Origin of the sequence: Streptomyces sp. JH14 (assembly GCF_029428675.1) — a bacterium.
In the GTDB taxonomy this organism is placed as follows: Bacteria; Actinomycetota; Actinomycetes; order Streptomycetales; family Streptomycetaceae; genus Streptomyces.
Genome location: NZ_JAJNEL010000001.1, coordinates 875165 through 891660 on the forward strand (window position 1 = coordinate 875165; position 16496 = coordinate 891660).

The 16496-nt window shown below is 70.9% G+C and carries 18 protein-coding genes and 5 tRNA genes; 9 read left to right on the forward strand and 14 right to left on the reverse strand.

Annotation, left to right across the window (positions count from 1 at the left end; translation table 11 throughout):
• Nucleotides 1–51: 51 nt before the first annotated feature.
• Nucleotides 52–555 carry a TIGR02611 family protein gene (locus tag LRD69_RS03930; RefSeq protein ID WP_277325146.1) on the reverse strand — a complete coding sequence of 168 codons (504 nt, stop codon included), beginning with the start codon at nt 553–555 and terminating at the stop codon, nt 52–54.
• Between the two features lie 190 nt (nt 556–745).
• Here LRD69_RS03930 and LRD69_RS03935 point away from each other — a divergent pair, with 190 nt between their 5' ends.
• Nucleotides 746–1159 carry an SsgA family sporulation/cell division regulator gene (locus LRD69_RS03935; RefSeq protein WP_003959770.1) on the forward strand — a complete coding sequence of 138 codons (414 nt, stop codon included), beginning with the start codon at nt 746–748 and terminating at the stop codon, nt 1157–1159.
• Nucleotides 1160–1515: 356 nt separating this feature from the next.
• Nucleotides 1516–2088, forward strand: a complete 573-nt coding sequence (locus tag LRD69_RS03940) for a CGNR zinc finger domain-containing protein (protein WP_277325147.1) — start codon at nt 1516–1518, stop codon at nt 2086–2088.
• A gap of 27 nt (nt 2089–2115) precedes the next feature.
• Here the strand turns inward: LRD69_RS03940 and LRD69_RS03945 are convergent, their stop codons facing one another.
• The 3 genes from LRD69_RS03945 to LRD69_RS03955 form a co-directional block, all read right to left on the reverse strand.
• Nucleotides 2116–2271: a hypothetical protein gene (locus tag LRD69_RS03945; RefSeq protein WP_277325148.1), complete on the reverse strand. Its 156-nt coding sequence runs from the start codon at nt 2269–2271 to the stop codon at nt 2116–2118.
• A gap of 167 nt (nt 2272–2438) precedes the next feature.
• On the reverse strand, nt 2439–3410 hold the full coding sequence (locus LRD69_RS03950) for an acetylxylan esterase (protein WP_277325149.1): 972 nt from the start codon (nt 3408–3410) through the stop codon (nt 2439–2441).
• Nucleotides 3411–3965: 555 nt separating this feature from the next.
• Nucleotides 3966–4415 (reverse strand): hypothetical protein, encoded by a 450-nt coding sequence (locus tag LRD69_RS03955; protein WP_277329614.1) that lies wholly within the window; start codon nt 4413–4415, stop codon nt 3966–3968.
• Between the two features lie 201 nt (nt 4416–4616).
• Here LRD69_RS03955 and LRD69_RS03960 point away from each other — a divergent pair, with 201 nt between their 5' ends.
• Nucleotides 4617–5132 carry a DsbA family protein gene (locus LRD69_RS03960; protein WP_277325150.1) on the forward strand — a complete coding sequence of 172 codons (516 nt, stop codon included), beginning with the start codon at nt 4617–4619 and terminating at the stop codon, nt 5130–5132.
• A gap of 66 nt (nt 5133–5198) precedes the next feature.
• Here LRD69_RS03960 and LRD69_RS03965 read toward each other — a convergent pair whose 3' ends face one another.
• The 3 genes from LRD69_RS03965 to LRD69_RS03975 all read right to left on the reverse strand — a co-directional run bounded on the left by LRD69_RS03965 (nt 5199) and on the right by LRD69_RS03975 (nt 7967).
• Nucleotides 5199–6038, reverse strand: a complete 840-nt coding sequence (locus tag LRD69_RS03965) for a GNAT family N-acetyltransferase (RefSeq protein WP_277325151.1) — start codon at nt 6036–6038, stop codon at nt 5199–5201.
• Nucleotides 6039–6111: 73 nt separating this feature from the next.
• Nucleotides 6112–6933: an aminodeoxychorismate lyase gene (locus tag LRD69_RS03970; protein WP_277325152.1), complete on the reverse strand. Its 822-nt coding sequence runs from the start codon at nt 6931–6933 to the stop codon at nt 6112–6114.
• On the reverse strand, nt 6933–7967 hold the full coding sequence (locus LRD69_RS03975; RefSeq protein WP_277329615.1) for a chorismate-binding protein: 1035 nt from the start codon (nt 7965–7967) through the stop codon (nt 6933–6935). The genes LRD69_RS03970 and LRD69_RS03975 overlap by 1 nt, the downstream gene beginning before the upstream one ends.
• 163 nt (nt 7968–8130) lie before the next feature.
• Between LRD69_RS03975 and LRD69_RS03980 the strand changes: the two genes are divergently transcribed.
• From LRD69_RS03980 to LRD69_RS04000, 5 genes are all read left to right on the forward strand, one after another.
• Nucleotides 8131–8203, forward strand: a tRNA-Gly gene (locus LRD69_RS03980).
• Nucleotides 8204–8240: 37 nt separating this feature from the next.
• A tRNA-Cys gene (locus LRD69_RS03985) sits at nt 8241–8314 on the forward strand.
• A gap of 1 nt (nt 8315) precedes the next feature.
• A tRNA-Val gene (locus tag LRD69_RS03990) sits at nt 8316–8387 on the forward strand.
• A gap of 20 nt (nt 8388–8407) precedes the next feature.
• A tRNA-Val gene (locus tag LRD69_RS03995) sits at nt 8408–8479 on the forward strand.
• 23 nt (nt 8480–8502) lie between these two features.
• Nucleotides 8503–8577, forward strand: a tRNA-Val gene (locus LRD69_RS04000).
• A gap of 186 nt (nt 8578–8763) precedes the next feature.
• On the opposite strand, the gene LRD69_RS04005 is transcribed toward LRD69_RS04000, so the two are convergent.
• The 5 genes from LRD69_RS04005 to LRD69_RS04025 form a co-directional block, all read right to left on the reverse strand.
• Complete coding sequence (locus LRD69_RS04005) at nt 8764–10110, reverse strand: OFA family MFS transporter (protein WP_277325153.1); 1347 nt, start codon at nt 10108–10110, stop codon at nt 8764–8766.
• Between the two features lie 168 nt (nt 10111–10278).
• Nucleotides 10279–10563, reverse strand: coding sequence for a zf-TFIIB domain-containing protein (locus LRD69_RS04010; RefSeq protein ID WP_277325154.1), 285 nt, complete (start codon nt 10561–10563; stop codon nt 10279–10281).
• A 68-nt stretch (nt 10564–10631) separates the two neighbouring features.
• A complete protein-coding gene (locus tag LRD69_RS04015; RefSeq protein ID WP_277325155.1) occupies nt 10632–11639 on the reverse strand; it encodes an aminoglycoside phosphotransferase family protein in 1008 nt (335 codons plus the stop codon).
• Between the two features lie 231 nt (nt 11640–11870).
• Complete coding sequence (locus LRD69_RS04020) at nt 11871–12080, reverse strand: hypothetical protein (RefSeq protein WP_277325156.1); 210 nt, start codon at nt 12078–12080, stop codon at nt 11871–11873.
• A 189-nt stretch (nt 12081–12269) separates the two neighbouring features.
• Entirely contained in the window at nt 12270–12527 is a 258-nt protein-coding gene (locus LRD69_RS04025) for a hypothetical protein (RefSeq protein ID WP_277325157.1), read from the reverse strand.
• Between the two features lie 206 nt (nt 12528–12733).
• Here LRD69_RS04025 and LRD69_RS04030 point away from each other — a divergent pair, with 206 nt between their 5' ends.
• The gene (locus tag LRD69_RS04030; RefSeq protein WP_277325158.1) at nt 12734–14053 is read left to right on the forward strand and encodes a serine/threonine-protein kinase; all 1320 of its coding nucleotides are present in this window, start codon (nt 12734–12736) and stop codon (nt 14051–14053) included.
• 23 nt (nt 14054–14076) lie between these two features.
• Here the strand turns inward: LRD69_RS04030 and LRD69_RS04035 are convergent, their stop codons facing one another.
• Together LRD69_RS04035 and cobA are read right to left on the reverse strand one after the other, a co-directional pair.
• Nucleotides 14077–14895 carry an RNA methyltransferase gene (locus LRD69_RS04035; RefSeq protein ID WP_277325159.1) on the reverse strand — a complete coding sequence of 273 codons (819 nt, stop codon included), beginning with the start codon at nt 14893–14895 and terminating at the stop codon, nt 14077–14079.
• Nucleotides 14896–14960: 65 nt separating this feature from the next.
• The gene (gene cobA / locus LRD69_RS04040) at nt 14961–16217 is read right to left on the reverse strand and encodes a uroporphyrinogen-III C-methyltransferase (protein WP_277325160.1); all 1257 of its coding nucleotides are present in this window, start codon (nt 16215–16217) and stop codon (nt 14961–14963) included.
• Nucleotides 16218–16496 lie beyond the last annotated feature (279 nt).

The following is a 16496-nucleotide window of genomic DNA, read 5'->3' on the forward strand; positions in this document are numbered from 1 at the left end:
CGCACCGCAAACATTACCGCATGTCAGCGGTGCTCTACGACCGCCCCCGGGTCACTCGCGGATCTTCCAGGGCATCGCGATTCCGAACTTCCACACATAGATCCCGACCAGCACCGCGATGATCACCAGCCCGACCACGGTGAGGATGATGTTCCGCCGCCGGACCTTGGGATCGAGCGCCTTCTGGGCCGCCTCGGTGACCTTCCGGCGGGTCCACCGCAGCACCAGCTGCGCCCAGACGAACTCGGTCGCCCAGATCGCCATGCCGCCGAAGATCACCAGCCAGCCCGGCCCGGGCAGCGGCAGCATGATGATGCCCGCCACGACCACGGCGAGGCCGACCACGAAGACGCCGACCTGCCAGCTCAGGTGGAGCGCCCTGGACGCCTTGATGAATCCGGGAGCCCGCGAGCCGAGCTCCCGTTCCGCCTTGGCGTCGTCCTTCGTCACACCCTCCGTGACGTCAGGCGTCACGTCCCTTGTCACGTCCCCCGTAGCGGGCGCCGGGGCTGCCGGTGCGGCAGCCTCGTCCCGCGCGTCACTCTCCGCATTCATGCGGCCCAACCTACCGGAACGCGCTTCGTCACCGGAATGGGCGAATGACCCAAAGTTACACACCGCTGTACGAGCTATCCGAAGAATCACAAAAAGGTCAGAGGGGTTTACAACGCCACCGTAGGTGGCATGTCGATTTCGCCGACGTGCGAATCCCCGAGCGCACACTGAGCGAAAGGCCCTGGCGCTTATGAACACCACGGTCAGCTGCGAGCTGCACCTGCGCCTCGTTGTGTCGAGCGAGTCCTCACTGCCTGTACCCGCGGGCCTGCGGTATGACACGGCCGATCCGTATGCCGTGCACGCCACCTTCCACACCGGAGCGGAGGAGACGGTCGAATGGGTATTCGCCCGCGACCTCCTTGCCGAGGGGCTGCACAGGCCCACCGGCACCGGAGACGTACGTGTCTGGCCATCTCGTAGTCACGGCCAGGGCGTCGTCTGCATCGCGCTGAGCTCCCCAGAGGGCGAAGCCTTGCTCGAAGCCCCGGCGAGGGCCCTGGAGTCGTTCCTGAAGCGGACCGACGCCGCGGTGCCACCAGGCACCGAGCATCGCCACTTCGACCTCGATACGGAGCTCTCACACATCCTGGCCGAGAGCTGAGCCAGGTCGAGAGCTGCACTGCGCCGTCCGACTCGGGGCGACGGCGCCGCGCAGACAACCACATAGGGCAGACACCGGCGCCGTGACCACGGAATCCACCGTGGTGACGGCGTCGGCGCATGCTCCACCGGCGCATACCGGCGCAGGCCCGCTCCCTGGACGCGCGCCCATCGGGCCCAGAACGCCCCTCTGCGCCTCTGCACGCCCCCCCACGGCCCCCTGGCGCCCCCTGGTGGCCGGTAAGAGCTCCTCGCGGGCCCTACGGCCCTCTCGTACCGATGTGCGACTTTGCCGAGCCAGTAGAGTCAGCCCGCATCGGCGGGCGCCCCGCTCGCCGGAGGCCAGGGAGCGAAAGCGTGCTGATCCCCCACGACACCCGGATCGCCCTCGAAACGGTGGTCGATCTGGTGAACACCGCACAGACGACCGACCAGCAGGAGGCCGGACGGAGCGACGGTCTCGCCGACATCGAAGCGCTGTACGCGTTCTCCCGGCGGCATCGCATCAGCGGCGTCGGCGAGCTCGGCGAGAAGGACCTGCGGGCCGTACAGGATGTACGCACCCGGTTCGCGGAGATCTTCGCGACGCACGACGCCGAAATCGCCGCCGGTCTCGTCAACAGTCTCGTGGCCGCCGCGGGCACCACGCCGCAGCTCAGCAATCACGACGGCTACGACTGGCATGTCCATTACTTCGCGCCGGACGCCTCGATCGCCGACCATCTCGCGGCCGACTGCGGCATGGCGCTGGCCTTCATCGTCGTCGCGGGCGAGCAGGAGCGGCTGCGGCGCTGCGAGGCGCCGGACTGCCGGGACGCGTTCGTGGACCTGTCGCGCAACCGCTCCCGCAGGTACTGCTCCAGCCGCACCTGCGGTAATCGGCTGCATGTCGCCGCGTACCGGGCACGCCGCAGGGAGGCGGCCGGCTGACCGCTCGCGGCCGGTCTCATCGCCCGCTCACAGCAGTAAGAGATCATGCAGCGCGGCCATCAGCAGCAGACAGCCGACCACCGCGAGGAAGATCATCAAAGGGGGCTGGGACAGCGCGAAGAGGCAGCCACGCGGCTCTTCGGCAGGGGGTGCGGGGGTATCGCCCCGGGAGGTGTCCACCATCTCGGGACGATCATGACGCAGAACGGACCCCGTCGACGATCAACACGCCTTTTTATGACGGGAGTTCACTCTTCACATGGCCGGGAGGATTCGCTCCGGCGTCCGACCCGCCGTCACACATTCGGGACCGCGCCCGCTTCCCCGCCGCTCCCCCTGTTCCGCACCGCTCAGCCGAGATCGCGCAACATGCGCAGCTGGACGGCCCGGTGGGACGATGAGCCGCCCTCGTGATTGTTCCAGGGGTAGACCTCGATCTCCTTCGGACCCGCCCAGTGGTTGTAGGCGGCGAAGACCGTGGACGGCGGACAAATGGTGTCCATCAGCGCCACCGAATAGAGCGCCGGGACCGTGGCCCGGGCGGCGAAGCTGATGCCGTCGAAGTAGGAGAGCGTACGGAACACCTGCTCGGCTTCGCCGCGTTGCGTGGCGAGGAAGCGCACGATCTCCTGGTACGGGTCCTTGTCGGTGATCTCGACGGCCCGCCGGAAGTGGGACAGGAACGGTACGTCGATCAGCGCGGCCTTCACGTGCGGGCTGAGCCCGGCCACCGCCTGGGCGATGCCGCCGCCCTGGCTGCCGCCGTGCACGACGATGCGGTCCGGGTCGACGGACGGGTGGGTGCGGGCCACCTCCACGGCGCGGACCGCGTCGGTGAAGACGCGCCGGTAGTAGTACTGCTCGGGGTCGAGGATGCCGCGGGTCATGAAGCCGGGCGACTGCGGATTGGCGCCGCCGTGCGGGTCGGGGGTGGAGCCCGCCGAGTGGCTGTTGACGGCGCCCTGGCCACGGGTGTCGACGAGCAGGGTGGCCCAGCCGGCCGCGGGCCACACCAGGTGGTCGTGCGGAAGTCCGCGGCCACCGCCGTAGCCGAGGTAGTGGACGACGCACGGGAGAGGGCCCTCGACACCCGCCGGAACGTTCAGCCACGCGCGGATACGGTGACCGCCCCAGCCGGAGAAGGTCACGTCGTGCACGTCGACGGTGTTCAACGCTGCGTCATACGGGCGGAATTCGGGATAGAGCGGAAATCCGGAGGATTCGTCGAGGGTGCGCTTCCAGAAGGCGTCGAAGTCGACGGGCTCGCCGGGCTCTGGGCGGTAGTCGCGGAGTTGGTCCAGGGGCAGATCGAACAGGGGCACGAGTTCTCCGTTTCGGTCATGCGGAAGAGAAGGACGGAAAGCAGGGACGGACAGGGAGCGCATCCCGGGAGCGGGCCGGAGGAGCCGGGCGTCTTCGGCAGGTCGCTACGGCCCCGTGCCGGGGGTGCGGGGCCGGCTCCGGCTGGAGCACCCCGTCGCGGTGGCCGCGCATGCCGTTCCCGTCGCCCGCCTCCGTCAGCAGGAGTTCCACGGGTAGAAGGGGTGCGAGCCCGAGCAGTCCCCCCACGACGGCACTGCGGCGCCCTGCGGCCGCGCGCACCGGCCGTCACGGGCCGGGGTGCGCGGCGGCCCCGCTTCGGATCGGCCGGTCACGTGCGACACGGTGCCCGCGCAGGTTCCGGCCTGCCGGGCCATGTCCTTGATCCCTGCCACGCGCGCCACCCGCCCTGTCCCAGCCCCGAATCGCTCCCCAACCCGTCGGGGACGCTAGCCCCGCTCCCATGGAGCGTCAAGGATCAGGCGTGAACCCGTTCACCTGCGATTTCGCGGCGGCTCACGTCGCCTCACCGTCGATGGCCGCTCGCGGTCCGGGGGTCAGATGCCGTGCTTCTTCAGGATGGCCTCGATGTCGCTGAAGTCCTCGCCCGGGGCGGCAGCCTCCTGCTTCGGCTTCGTCTGCGGCCGGTCCGCGGGCACACCGCTCCCGAGCGAGGGCACCGACGCGGCCGGTGCGACGGCACCGCGCTGCGCCGCCTGCGCGGCGGCCTTGCGTTCCTTGCGGGTACCGACGCCGCGCCGTTCGATCGCACGCGTGGTCATGAAGAGCAGCCAGGCCACGCCGAGCAGCCCGAAGCCGAGCCAGACGCTGGGCTTGAACGCGATATCCGTGACCCACTGGACCACTCCGGTCAGCACCAGGCCGATCGGGATCAAGGAGTAGGCGGCGATCCGGGTCGCGGCGAGGAATCGCTTCCGGTACGCGGTCACGGCGGCGATGCCCAAGCCCGCCGCGGACACCGCGGAGCAAATGGTCTCGGCAAGCATCGGTGCCTCCAGGCGCACGGGGAAACGTCCCTTCCATCCTGCACCGCCCACCCGGCCCGCGGCCATGATCCAGGACCGCATCAGGGACATTTCAGGGCCGGAGTCCTCCCCAGGTGCAGGCGGGTGGCCGGTCCGCCCACCACGCGGGGCCGAGGCGGATGCCGATTGGGATGGGTGTGCGGGCCCTGGGAGACTGGCCCCATGAGCGATTCCACTCCCGCCGCCCCGGTCGTCCTCGATGTCTGGTGCGAGCTCCAGTGCCCCGACTGCCACCGCGCCCTCACCGATGTGCACGCCCTGCGCGCCCGGTACGGCGACCGGCTCGACGTGCGCCTGCGGCACTTCCCGCTGGAGAAGCACAAGCACGCCTATGCCGCGGCGCAGGCGGCCGAGGAGGCCGCGGAGCAGGGCATGGACTGGCCGTACATCGAGGCCGTACTCGCCAGGACCGACGAGCTCGGCCGCTCGGGCGAGCCGGTACTGATCGAGGTGGCACGCGAACTCGGCCTGGACGCCGATGAGTTCGACACCGCCCTGATCGACGGACGGCACATGCTGATCGTCGATGCCGACCAGGCCGAGGGCAAGGCCATCGGCGTGACCGGCACCCCCACGTATGTGATCGGCGGCGAGCGGCTGGACGGCGGCACGAGCCAGGACGGGCTGCGCGAGCGGATCGAGGAGATCGCCGAGCGTCTGATCGCCGAGCAGGACTGACGGCGGCCACGGTGACCACGGACCGATGACCGTCCCGCCACGCCGCCGGGCCCGGCCCGGCGGCGGCTACAGCGGCTTGACGAGGTTGTACCGGGTCACCGTGTAACCGAGCGACTCGTACAACAGGACCGCCGGCGTGTTGGACGAGAGGACGTGCAGCCCGATCCGTTCGTGCCCGGCGGCGAGCGCGATGCGTTCCGCCTCCAGCATCAGCGCCCGGCCGTACCCCCTGCCGCGGAACGTCTCCTCCACCTCGACGTCGAAGACGAATCCGACCACCGTCCCCGGGTGCATCTCGAAAGGCGACACCCAGACATGTCCCACCACGCCGTCGCCCTCATGGACCAGGGCGTGCAGCCGGGTGCCCTCCGTGGCGAGTCCGTGCGGCAGATGCGTCCGGTGGGAGATCTCCGCCTTGCGCAGAGCCTCGTCCGCCGGGACGCCGCGCTCGATCCATGTCTGCGCGTAGCCCGTGACGGCGGTGGTCTCCCACTGTTCGAACTCCGCCTCCGTCATCGGCCGCCCGGTGACACGGTCGGGCAGGACAGGCGGGTTGCGCGGCAGGTCCTTGATCATGTTCCTGCTGCGCTCGGTGCAGCCGAGTGCGGCAGCGAGCCGCTGTCCGGCCGTGTTGTCCGATCCGACCGAGAGCTCCAGCCGGGAGCACCCCCAGCCGCGCAGCACCTCCTCGGCGGCGAGTACGGCGATGGTGCCGCGGCCGCGCCTGCGGCTGGGTTCGTCTATCCGCAGGGAGCGCAGCACCCCTGCCGTCGCCCCGAATTCCGGATCGGTGGCGATCTCGACGGCGCCGACCGGCCGTCCGTTGTCGCACACGTCGTACGCGCGGCTCCGCGCGCCGTCGGCGCCTTGCTGGATCGGCCCGGTCGGCCGGAGGGTCGTGGTCATCACCCGTGTTCTATCCGCTGAGCCGCGGACCGTCACCCGATTTTGCGGATCCCGGCCGGGCACGGACCCCGGCTCACGGGTCGAGGTCGTTCCCCGCACGCTCGTCGAAGATCCGCATGGCTTTCGCCGTCACGGGTCCGGGTGTGCCGGGCAGCTCCCGTCCGTCGATCCGGTGGACGGCCTGGACGTCCCGGAGGCTGGAGGTCAGGAACACCTCCTCGGCGAGGTCCAGGACCTCCATGGACAGGTCGGTCTCGCGCGCCCCGGTCCATGCCACGACCAGTGCACGGGTGATGCCGGCGAGGCAGCCGGAGGCGACCGGCGGGGTGTACAGCTGTCCGTCGAGCACGACGAAGACGTTGGATCCGGTGCCTTCGCAGAGCTGCCCGACGGTGTTGGCGAAGAGCGCCTCCGAGGCGCCCTGCTCGTGGGCGCGGGCGAGAGCGACCACGTTCTCCGCGTACGACGTGGTCTTGAGCCCGACGAGCGCGCCGCGTTCGTTGCGCGTCCAGGGCACGGTGATCACTGCGGTGGTGTCGGGGCGCCGTCCCGCCTCGCCGAGTGCGACGACGAGGCCGGTGCCTTCGTTGCCGCGGTCTGAACCGAGCGGGGAGACCCCGCCGGTGTACGTGATGCGCAGCCGGCCGAGCTCCATGGGATTGGCGTCGATGACGGCGGCGCAGGCCCGGCGCACCTCGTCGAGGTCGGGGTCGGGCAGTCCGAGCCCGCGGGCCGAGCGGGTCAGCCGCTCGAGGTGCCGGGTGAGGGCGAAGGGCCGGCCGGCGGTCGTCCTGACCGTCTCGAAGATGCCGTCGCCCACGGTCAGTCCATGGTCGAACACGGACACCTGGGCGTCGGCGGCGTCGCGCAGTGCGCCGTTGACCCAAATCCTCATCACGCGGTCCTTCCAGTCGCTTGCTGGGCGCCCGACGCTACAGCGAGCAGCCGGTGCGCCTTGAGCTCGGTCTCGTCCCACTCGCGCTCCGGGTCGGAACCCCAGGTGATACCGGCCCCGGTGCCGAACCGGAGAACCGGGGCGGCTCCGGTCCGGTCGACCCAGAAGGTCCGGATGCCCACGGCGAGGCCGGCGGTGGAGCGGTCGGCGTCGACCCAGCCGATGCCGCCGCAGTAGGGGCCCCGGGGTGCGGTCTCCAGTGAGTCGATGATCCGCAGGGCGCTGGACTTGGGCGCCCCGGTGACGGATCCGGGCGGGAAGGCGGCGGCGAACAGCTCGGGCCAGCCGACCCCGTCGGCGAGGCGGCCGCGCACGGTGGAGACGAGGTGGACGAGTCCCGGGTGCTTCTCCACCACGCAGAGGTCGGGGACCGTGACCGTTCCGGTGGCGCAGACGCGGCCCAGGTCGTTGCGGACCAGGTCGACGATCATCACGTTCTCGGCGTGGTCCTTCTCCAGCAGATCGGCCTCGGTGCGGCCGGTGCCCTTGATCGGTCCTGACTCGACCGTGCGGCCGTCCCGCTTCAGGAAGAGCTCGGGGGACGCGGTGGCGATCTCCACGCCGTGCGCAGGCAGCCGAATCGTTCCTGCGTACGGGGCGGGGTTGCCGCGCGCCAGCAGCGCGGTGAGGGCGTCGACGTCCGCGGCGGCCGGGTCCGGCAGCACCGCGGTCATCACCCGGCAGAGGTTGGCCTGGTAGACCTCGCCGGCCGCTATGCACGCGCGGATGTGGCGTACGCCGGCGGTGTACGCGGCGCGGTCCAGCGACGAGGTCCAGTCACCGGCCCTCGGCCCGCGCCAGGCTCCGGGCACGGGCGCGGGCACCGGCGCGGTCCGTACGGTGCCGAAGCGGGCGCAGACGAGGCCGCCCTCGAAATCGGCGCATACGGCCCAGAAGCCGGACGAGTCGAGGGCTGCGGGATCACTGGTCACGTCCTGCAGATCGGACGCGACGAGGCCGCCGAAGCGGGCCATTGGAGCGAGGTCGTGCACGCTGCTGAGTCTAGGACGGCACACGGTGACCTGCGCCGGGGCGCAGCCACCGCAGCACGCTGCACAAACGCGTTTTTGTACTGGCCCCGGAATCCGCTAGAGTTCAACACGTCGCCGGGACACGCAAGTGAAACGGAACCGACAAGCGGACGTGGCTCAGTTGGTAGAGCATCACCTTGCCAAGGTGAGGGTCGCGAGTTCGAATCTCGTCGTCCGCTCGAAGTGGGGGATCTTTTCCCGAACCCCTGCACTCCTGGTGGAGTGGCCGAGAGGCGAGGCAACGGCCTGCAAAGCCGTCTACACGGGTTCAAATCCCGTCTCCACCTCCAAGGACGATTAGCTCAGCGGGAGAGCGCTTCCCTGACACGGAAGAGGTCACTGGTTCAATCCCAGTATCGTCCACTGGTCCGCAAGGATCCCCCGCGCGATTAGCTCAGCGGGAGAGCGCTTCCCTGACACGGAAGAGGTCACTGGTTCAATCCCAGTATCGCGCACGCAGTACACGCAGGTTCACCCTGCGCGATTAGCTCAGCGGGAGAGCGCTTCCCTGACACGGAAGAGGTCACTGGTTCAATCCCAGTATCGCGCACCAGCCGAAGCCCCGGTCGTCTCCACGACCGGGGCTTCGTCGTTGCTGCGGATCTTCGCCGCATCGGCGCGGCCCGCTCCGCCCGACCGGCGTCAGTCGGTGAAGAGCTGTGTGGCCTTGAGGATCAGTTCGTACAGTCCGTAGGCGAACGGCGCGGCGACCCAGAGCCAGACCACGGCGGTGAGTGTTCTACGACTCTTGGTGGGCACGGGACTTCCTCTCCGCTGCCTCGTGGAAGCGTGGATGGACGGGGCGTACGAACTCGTTGGCGGCGAAGCCGACGACCAGCAGCCCGATCATGATCGTCAGTGATGTGGTGTAGAGGCCGGATCCGCTCCGTCCCGCCCGCTCCCCCGCGTCCGCCACCCAGTTGACGATCAGCGGGCCGAGGACACCGGCGGTCGACCAGGCGGTCAGCAGCCGGCCGTGGATGGCGCCCACCTGGTAGGTGCCGAAGAGGTCCTGCAGATAGGCGGGGACCGTGGCGAATCCGCCTCCGTAGAAGGAGAGGATCACCAGCGCACAGCAGACGAAGAGCGGCTTGGAGCTGCCGAATTCGACGATCGTGAGATACATCAGGGCGCCGACACCGAGATAGACGCGGTACATGTTCTTGCGCCCGATGAGGTCCGAGGTCGAGGACCACAGGAGCCGTCCGGTCATGTTGGCCAGGGAGAGCAGGGCGACGAAGCCCGCCGCGGCGGAGGCCGTTACCGGAGCGGAGGAGTCCGCGAAGAAGTCCGAGATCATCGGGGCGGCCTTCTCCAGAATGCCGATGCCTGCGGTGACGTTCATGCAGAGAACCACCCACAGACACCAGAACTGCGGTGTGCGCAGCGCGTTGCGTGCGGAGACCTGGGCCGTGGTGACGAGACGACGGGTCTCCTCCTTCGGCTGCCAGCCGGCCGGCAGCCATCCGTCCGGGGGCACCCGGACGAGGAAGACCCCGAGCGCCATGAAACCGGCGTAGGCGAGACCGTGGACCAGGAAGGTGGTCGCGATTCCCGCACTGTCGGTACCGAAGCCGTCGAGCATCGCGGTCGACCAGGGCGAGGCGATCAGCGCGCCGCCGCCGAAGCCCATGATGGCGATACCGGTGGCCATGCCGGGGCGGTCGGGAAACCACTTGATGAGCGTGGAGACCGGCGAGATGTAGCCGATGCCGAGGCCGATGCCGCCGATGAAGCCGTAGCCGAGGACGACCAGCCAGAACTGACCGGTGGCCACGCCGAGGGCGGCGACGAGAAAGCCCGAGGAGAAGCAGATCAGGGAGACGAACATCGCCCAGCGCGGTCCGTTGCGTTCGACGAGGGTGCCGCCGAAGGCCGCGGAGAGACCGAGCATGACGATGGCGAGCTGGAAGGGGAGGGCGCTGGCGGTGCCGGAAAGGTCGAGTGCTGATTCGAGCGGGGGCTTGAACACGCTCCAGGCGTAGGCCTGCCCGATCGAGAGATGCACGGCGAGCGCGGCAGGCGGAACCAGCCAGCGGCTCCAGCCGGGTGGCGCGACGGTCCGGGACCGATGGAGGAAGGTCATGGGCCGGAACTTTAAGGATCAACCATGCCGCTGCCTAGATGCCGGACAAAGAAAGTGTCGACGGTATTCACAGCGGAGAAGGGCGGGTTGCGTCCACGGCGGCCCGGCCGTGCACGGGAGCGGGCCCCGGACACCGTGTGTCCGGGGCCCGCTCCCGTGCCTGCTCGGTCAGGAGGAGAAGAGCATGTGACCGAAGCTCTTGTGCCGGTAGTGACCGCCGTGGTGGCCGCCGTGGTGCTGCGGGGCGCCCCAGGCGGGGGCCGGCGCGGCGGGGTAGGCCTGGGGAGCGGGCGGCGCGGGCGGGGCCTGCTGGGTCCACTGCGCCTCGATGCGGGTCAGGGTCTCCAGCTCGCCGTAGTCGAGGAATATCCCCCGGCAGCCGCTGCACTGCTCGATCTGGATGCCGTTGCGGTTGTACGTCTGCATCTGCGCGTGGCACTTGGGACACTGCATGGTCGGCTCAGCTCCTCGCCGTCGGTTCGCCGTCCCCGGAATTCATGCCCGGAGACGATCGGTTCACCCTACGACGAGTGTTCGGCGGTCAACTCGGGCGGGAGGGAGGCAATTCGGGCACAGGCATCGATCATCGTCCGTTCCACCTCGTCCGGCGTTCGCCGCTGCGCGGCGGCCTTGGCGAACGCCAGCGCGGCGGTCTGCACCGTCAGGGCACGGGCCGGGACGTCAAGTTCGGGCCAGGGGTCGCCCTCGGCGCGTATCGCGGGTCCGCCGGCCTCTCGGTAGGCGTCCAGAAAGCGCAGCCAGACCTCGGGGGGCAGCAGCCCGGCCGCGTACCAGGCGGCGGGGCGTGCGAGGTCCCAGGCGGGGTCGCCGAGGCCCAGGTCGTCGACATCGATCAGCAGCCAGGGGCCGTGCGGGGCGGGGTGGCGGACGAGCTGCCCGAGATGCAGATCGCCGTGGCAGAGGAAGCGCGACCGGTGCGGGGGCATGGCGGCCTCGTCACGGGCCCAGGCGGGCAGGCGCCGCCATGCCTCGCGTACGGGGGCGGTGGCCGGGTCGTCGGGGAGGGCCGCGTGCATCCGGGCCACGGCGAGTGCGGCCTTCGCGGGGCCGCGCATCGTGGGGAGCGCCGGGACGGGCACGCCCGCGGGCGTGAACGCGGCCGCGGGCGAGGTGCGGTGGAGCCGGGCCAGGAGGCCGGCGGCCTCCTCCCAGGGGGCGGCGTCGGGGTCGGCCGGGTCGACGGGGTCGCCGTGGGGCCAGAGGGTCACGGTGCGGCCATGCACCGTGACGGTGGGGGCGGCGCGCCCCGACGGCCGGGACACGGGTGGCAGGAGGACGCCGGCCAGGGCGCCGGACGAGGCCACTGCCAGCCGGGCGGCCAGGTCCGCGGTGTCGGTCCCCGGGGCGTGGGCCTTCGCGACCACCGGGCCGCTGCGGACGACGGTGCCGTCGGCACGGTCCGCGAGCACCGCCGGCGCGGGGCAGGCGCAGGGGCCCCCGGCCTCGGTGGACGGGTGCACCGCGTCATGGGCGAGGGCGCCCAGCGCGCGGACGACTGCGGTGGTCACGGTCTCCCCCGGTGGCAACAGGTCCGGCCCGGTCCACCCGGGCCCGCCGCCCAGCGTACGGGCCGCACCGCGCAGTCCGAGTACGGCATGAAAGCCCCCCGGACAGCGCGATGTCCGGTCAGCTCCCCAGCTGACCGGACAAACGCTGCCGTCCGCCGCACCCCCGTCCCCACGGGGTTGTTGGCCGGATGTCCCGGTCCGGACCGCTCTTCCGGACCCGCGGAGCGCCGCTCAGCGCCCCAGCATCACGCCCACGGACGACGCCTGTGTGACCACTGCGTCCCAGCCGCCGAAGACGACTACGAGCAGGGCCGCCAGAGGAAGAACCATGGCCGTCGCCACCAGCGGGTGACGCGTGCCGGACGACGGGCGGCTGCCGAACGCGGCGTGTGCCCTGCGTCCCTGCGTGCGGATCACCGTCCGCGCTGCCGTGTCCGCCATGGTTCCTCTCCTGACCTGTTGTGGGGGCGGCGGGCGTTTGACCTCGGGGGACGAGTGCTGCGCCCACCGCTTGACCTCAAGATTAGGGACCCCGGTGGCGCGGGGCATCATGCCCGCGTACCGATTGCCGGGCCTCCCGGAGGATGAGCTGTCGGTAGTCGGCGTACTCCCCTGGGTGGAGATCGGGGGTCAGGCCCTGGGGTCATCCCCCAGGGGACTCTCGGATGCGTCCTCCCGGGGAATCGGATGTTCGACGAGGGCCAGCACCCTGTTCGCCATGAAGCGAGCGGTGCGGACGACCGAGCCGCTTCGCGTGACTTCACTCACTTCGACCACCCCTCGGCTGATGGCCGTCTCGACCCTGCGGCCCGCCCTGCCGGCCACCACTTCGTAGGTACGCGTCGTGTCTCCGGCATCCACGACTATCTCGACTCGATCGCCCTTCATTGATCCAATCCCCCTTCTGCGACGGTCCTTTGAGATCTCGCACGGGCCAGGCAGCGTGGATCCGCGGCTCCCTGACCACCCTTCAAGTTTCCCATCCGGCACTGACAATCGATGGGCGGACGAGGGCGCGGCCTCTGAGCGCGCCGGGCCACGGGTACGTAAGCTGTGCCACGTCAGGCGGATCAGGCAGCGGGGATGGGCAGACGATGGCGATGATGCGGCTCCGGCGCGAGGACCCGCGTGTCGTCGGCTCGTTCAGACTGCACCGGCGGCTCGGGGCGGGCGGCATGGGGGTCGTCTACCTGGGTTCGGACCGGCGTGGCCAGCGGGTGGCCCTCAAGGTGATCCGCCCGGATCTCGCCGAGGACCAGGAGTTCCGTTCGCGTTTCGCGCGCGAGGTGTCGGCGGCGCGACGGATCCGCGGCGGCTGCACGGCGCGTCTGGTGGCGGCCGATCTGGAGGCGGACCGCCCGTGGTTCGCCACGCAGTACGTCCCCGGCCCCTCGTTGCACGACAAGGTGGCCGAGGAGGGTCCGCTGTCGGCGGCCGAGGTGGCGTCGATCGGGGCGGCTCTCTCCGAGGGGCTGGTGGCGGTGCACGAGGCCGGTGTCGTCCACCGTGACCTGAAGCCGTCGAACATCCTCCTGTCCCCCAAGGGCCCCCGGATCATCGACTTCGGGATCGCCTGGGCGACCGGGGCGAGCACGCTCACGCATGTCGGCACTGCGGTGGGATCGCCCGGGTTCCTGGCGCCCGAGCAGGTGCGGGGCGCGGCGGTCACACCCGCGACGGACGTGTTCTCGCTCGGTGCCACGCTGGCGTACGCGGCAACGGCCGATTCGCCTTTCGGGCACGGCAGTTCCGAGGTGATGCTGTACCGCGTGGTGCACGAGGAACCGCAGTTGTTCGACGTCCACGACGCACTGGCGCCCCTGGTGAGCGCCTGTCTGGCGAAGGACCCGGAGGAGCGGCCGAGCACGCTTCAACTCTCCATGCGGCTCAAGGAGATCGCGGCCCGTGAGGCGCAGGGGCTGCACGAGAGCCGGCCGCCCGTACAGCGATCGGCTCAGGAGCTGGAACGGCCGACCGGCCGGCTGGACGGCCCGTACACCGAACAGCAGACCCGGCGCGCGGGAAGCCCTCCGGCGCCCCGTCCGCAGAGCCGGCAGACGGCGCCCGCACGCGCCTCTTCGCCGCGTACCGGCGGTTCGCGGCCGCAGCAGCCGCGCAACACCACGCGCTCCGGCAAGCGCCCCCAGACCGCCAACGGAACGAACGGCACGAAAGGGCGGCCGGGCACCCGACCCGGGACCCGTACGACGTCGACGGGCCGCCGGCCGGCCAACCCGCGGCTGCTGCGGCAGCGTCTCGTCGTCTTCGTCGTGGTGACGCTGCTGGTGGCACTGGGGATCGCGGCGGCGCAGGGATGCCAGGGACCGGCCCGTGGGCTCGGCACCTCACAGAACCCGGGACTGCAGGAGCAGCACGGGCAGCACGGGCGACAACTGCTGCCGCGGCAGCAGTAACGCGGTCGCCGGCCGGCGTCCGGTCAGTCCTGCGGGCGGCCCGTCGCCACGGCGTAGAACGCCACGGCGGCGGCCGCGCCCACGTTCAGCGAATCGACGCCGTGCGCCATCGGGATGCGTACCCATTCGTCGGCCGCGACCAGCGCCTGGGTGGACAGTCCGTCGCCCTCGGCGCCGAGCATCAGAGCCACCTTGTCCATCCGGTGCGGCGCCGCCTCGTCGATGCTGCTCGCCTTGTCGTCGGGGGTGAGCGCCAGAAGCTTGAAGCCCGCCTCCCGTACGGTCTCCAGCGCCTTGGGCCAGGTTTCGAGACGGGCGTACGGGACGGAGAAGACCGCCCCCATGGACACCTTGACCGAGCGCCGGTAGAGCGGATCGGCGCAGTCCGGGGAGAGCAGCACCGCGTCCATGCCGAGGGCGGCGGCGCTGCGGAAGATGGCCCCGATGTTGGTGTGGTCGTTGACCGACTCCATGACGACGACCCGTCGGGTCCTCGTCAGCAGTTCGTCGGCCGTCGGCAGTGGTTTGCGCTGCATGGAGGCGAGGGCGCCGCGGTGCACGTGGTAGCCGGTGACGCGTTCGGCGAGTTCCGGGCTTACCGCGTAGACCGGCGCCGGGACCTCGTCGATGACGTCGCGCATCACATCGACCCACTTCGCCGAGAGCAGCATGGACCGCATCTCGTACCCGGCGTGCCTGGCACGTCTGATGACTTTCTCGCCCTCGGCGATGAAGAGGCCTTCGGCGGGCTCCCGTCTGCGCCGCAGCTCGACGTCGGTCAGGCCCGTGTAGTCGCGCAGGCGCGGGTCGTCGGGCTCGTCGATGGTGATGAGATCAGCCACAGGTTTGATACTGCCTTGTCCGGTGTGTGGTGCCAACGGCTTGGAAGAAGATCTGTTACCGCTGGTTACTCGGCGGGGTTCGGAAGGGTGTCCGCACCGACAGCGACGACGTCGCCGATGACGATCACGGCCGGGGGGCGTACCTCTTCCGCGGCGGCCCGTTCGGCGACGGTGGCAAGGGTCGCGTCGACCCGGCGCTGCGCCGCGGTGGTGCCCTCCTGGACGAGGGCGACCGGGGTGTCGGGGGACTTGCCGTGGCCGATGAGGGCCTGGGCGATGGCGCCGATCTTGTCGACGGCCATCAGCAGCACGAGGGTTCCGCGCAGCCGTGCGAGGGCCGCCCAGTCGACCAGCGAACGCTCGTCGTCGGGGGCGACATGGCCGCTGACGACGGTGAACTCGTGGGCGACGCCGCGGTGGGTGACGGGGATACCGGCCGCGCCCGGCACGGAGATCGAGCTGGAGATGCCGGGGACGACCGTGCAGGGAATGCCCTCGGCGGCGAGGGCCTGCGCCTCCTCCATACCCCGACCGAAGACGAACGGGTCGCCGCCCTTGAGCCGGACGACGGCCTTGCCCGCCTTGGCGTGCTCGATGAGCGCCTGGTTGATCGCCTCCTGGGCCATGAAGCGGCCGTACGGAATCTTCGCGGCGTCGATCACCTCGACGTGCGGCGGCAGTTCGTCGAGCAGATCACGCGGCCCGAGCCGGTCGGCGATGACGACATCGGCCTCGGCGAGGAGGCGCCGCCCGCGGACCGTGATCAGGTCGGGGTCGCCGGGGCCGCCACCGACCAGGGAGACGCCGGGGACGGGTCGGCTGCGGTGGTGCGGCGCGGCCAGCGTGCCCTCACGCAGGCCCTCGACGATGGCGTCGCGGACGGCGGCGGAGTGGCGCGGGTCACGGCCCTGCGCATCGGTGGAGAGGACGGCGACGGTCACTCCCTCGCTGCGACCGGTGGCCGGAGTCCAGGCGGTGGCGGCATCGGCGTTGTCGCTGCGCACGCACCAGGTGCGGGTGCGCTCGGCCTCGGCCGACGCCGCGTCGTTGGCTGCGGCGTCGTCGGAGGCGACGAGCGCGTACCAGGTGTCTGCGAGATCGCCGTCCGCGTACCGGCGGCGCTCCCAGCGGATCTCGCCGGCGTCGGCCATCGCCTCGACGGACGGGGTGGCGGACGGCGATACGAGGGTGATGTCGGCGCCTGCCGCGATGAGCGCGGGGAGGCGGCGCTGAGCGACCTGGCCGCCGCCGACGACGACGACGCGGCGCCCGCTCAGGCGCAGTCCGACGGGGTACGCAGGGTGATCGGCGTGCTCGGCCATGCGGTGCAGGCTCCTCGAACAGTGCGGGGTGCGGGCCGCTGCGGCGGTGGAGCGGCTGTGACGTGCGGGTTTGTGGGGCGTGGGTCCACGATACGGGGTGGGGTGCGGCCTATTGCGGGGGCCGAGCGCGATGCGGTTGGGCTGCCCGGTACGGGGCAGGTGGGGGCGGCAACCGTCCCCTACCCGCCCCGTCCCGAAACCGCGGCTCCGGTCCTCGCCCCCCCCGGGACGCGCCGGACCGACGCCCGGACGGTCCGGAGGAACCGGCCCGGGCCGGAC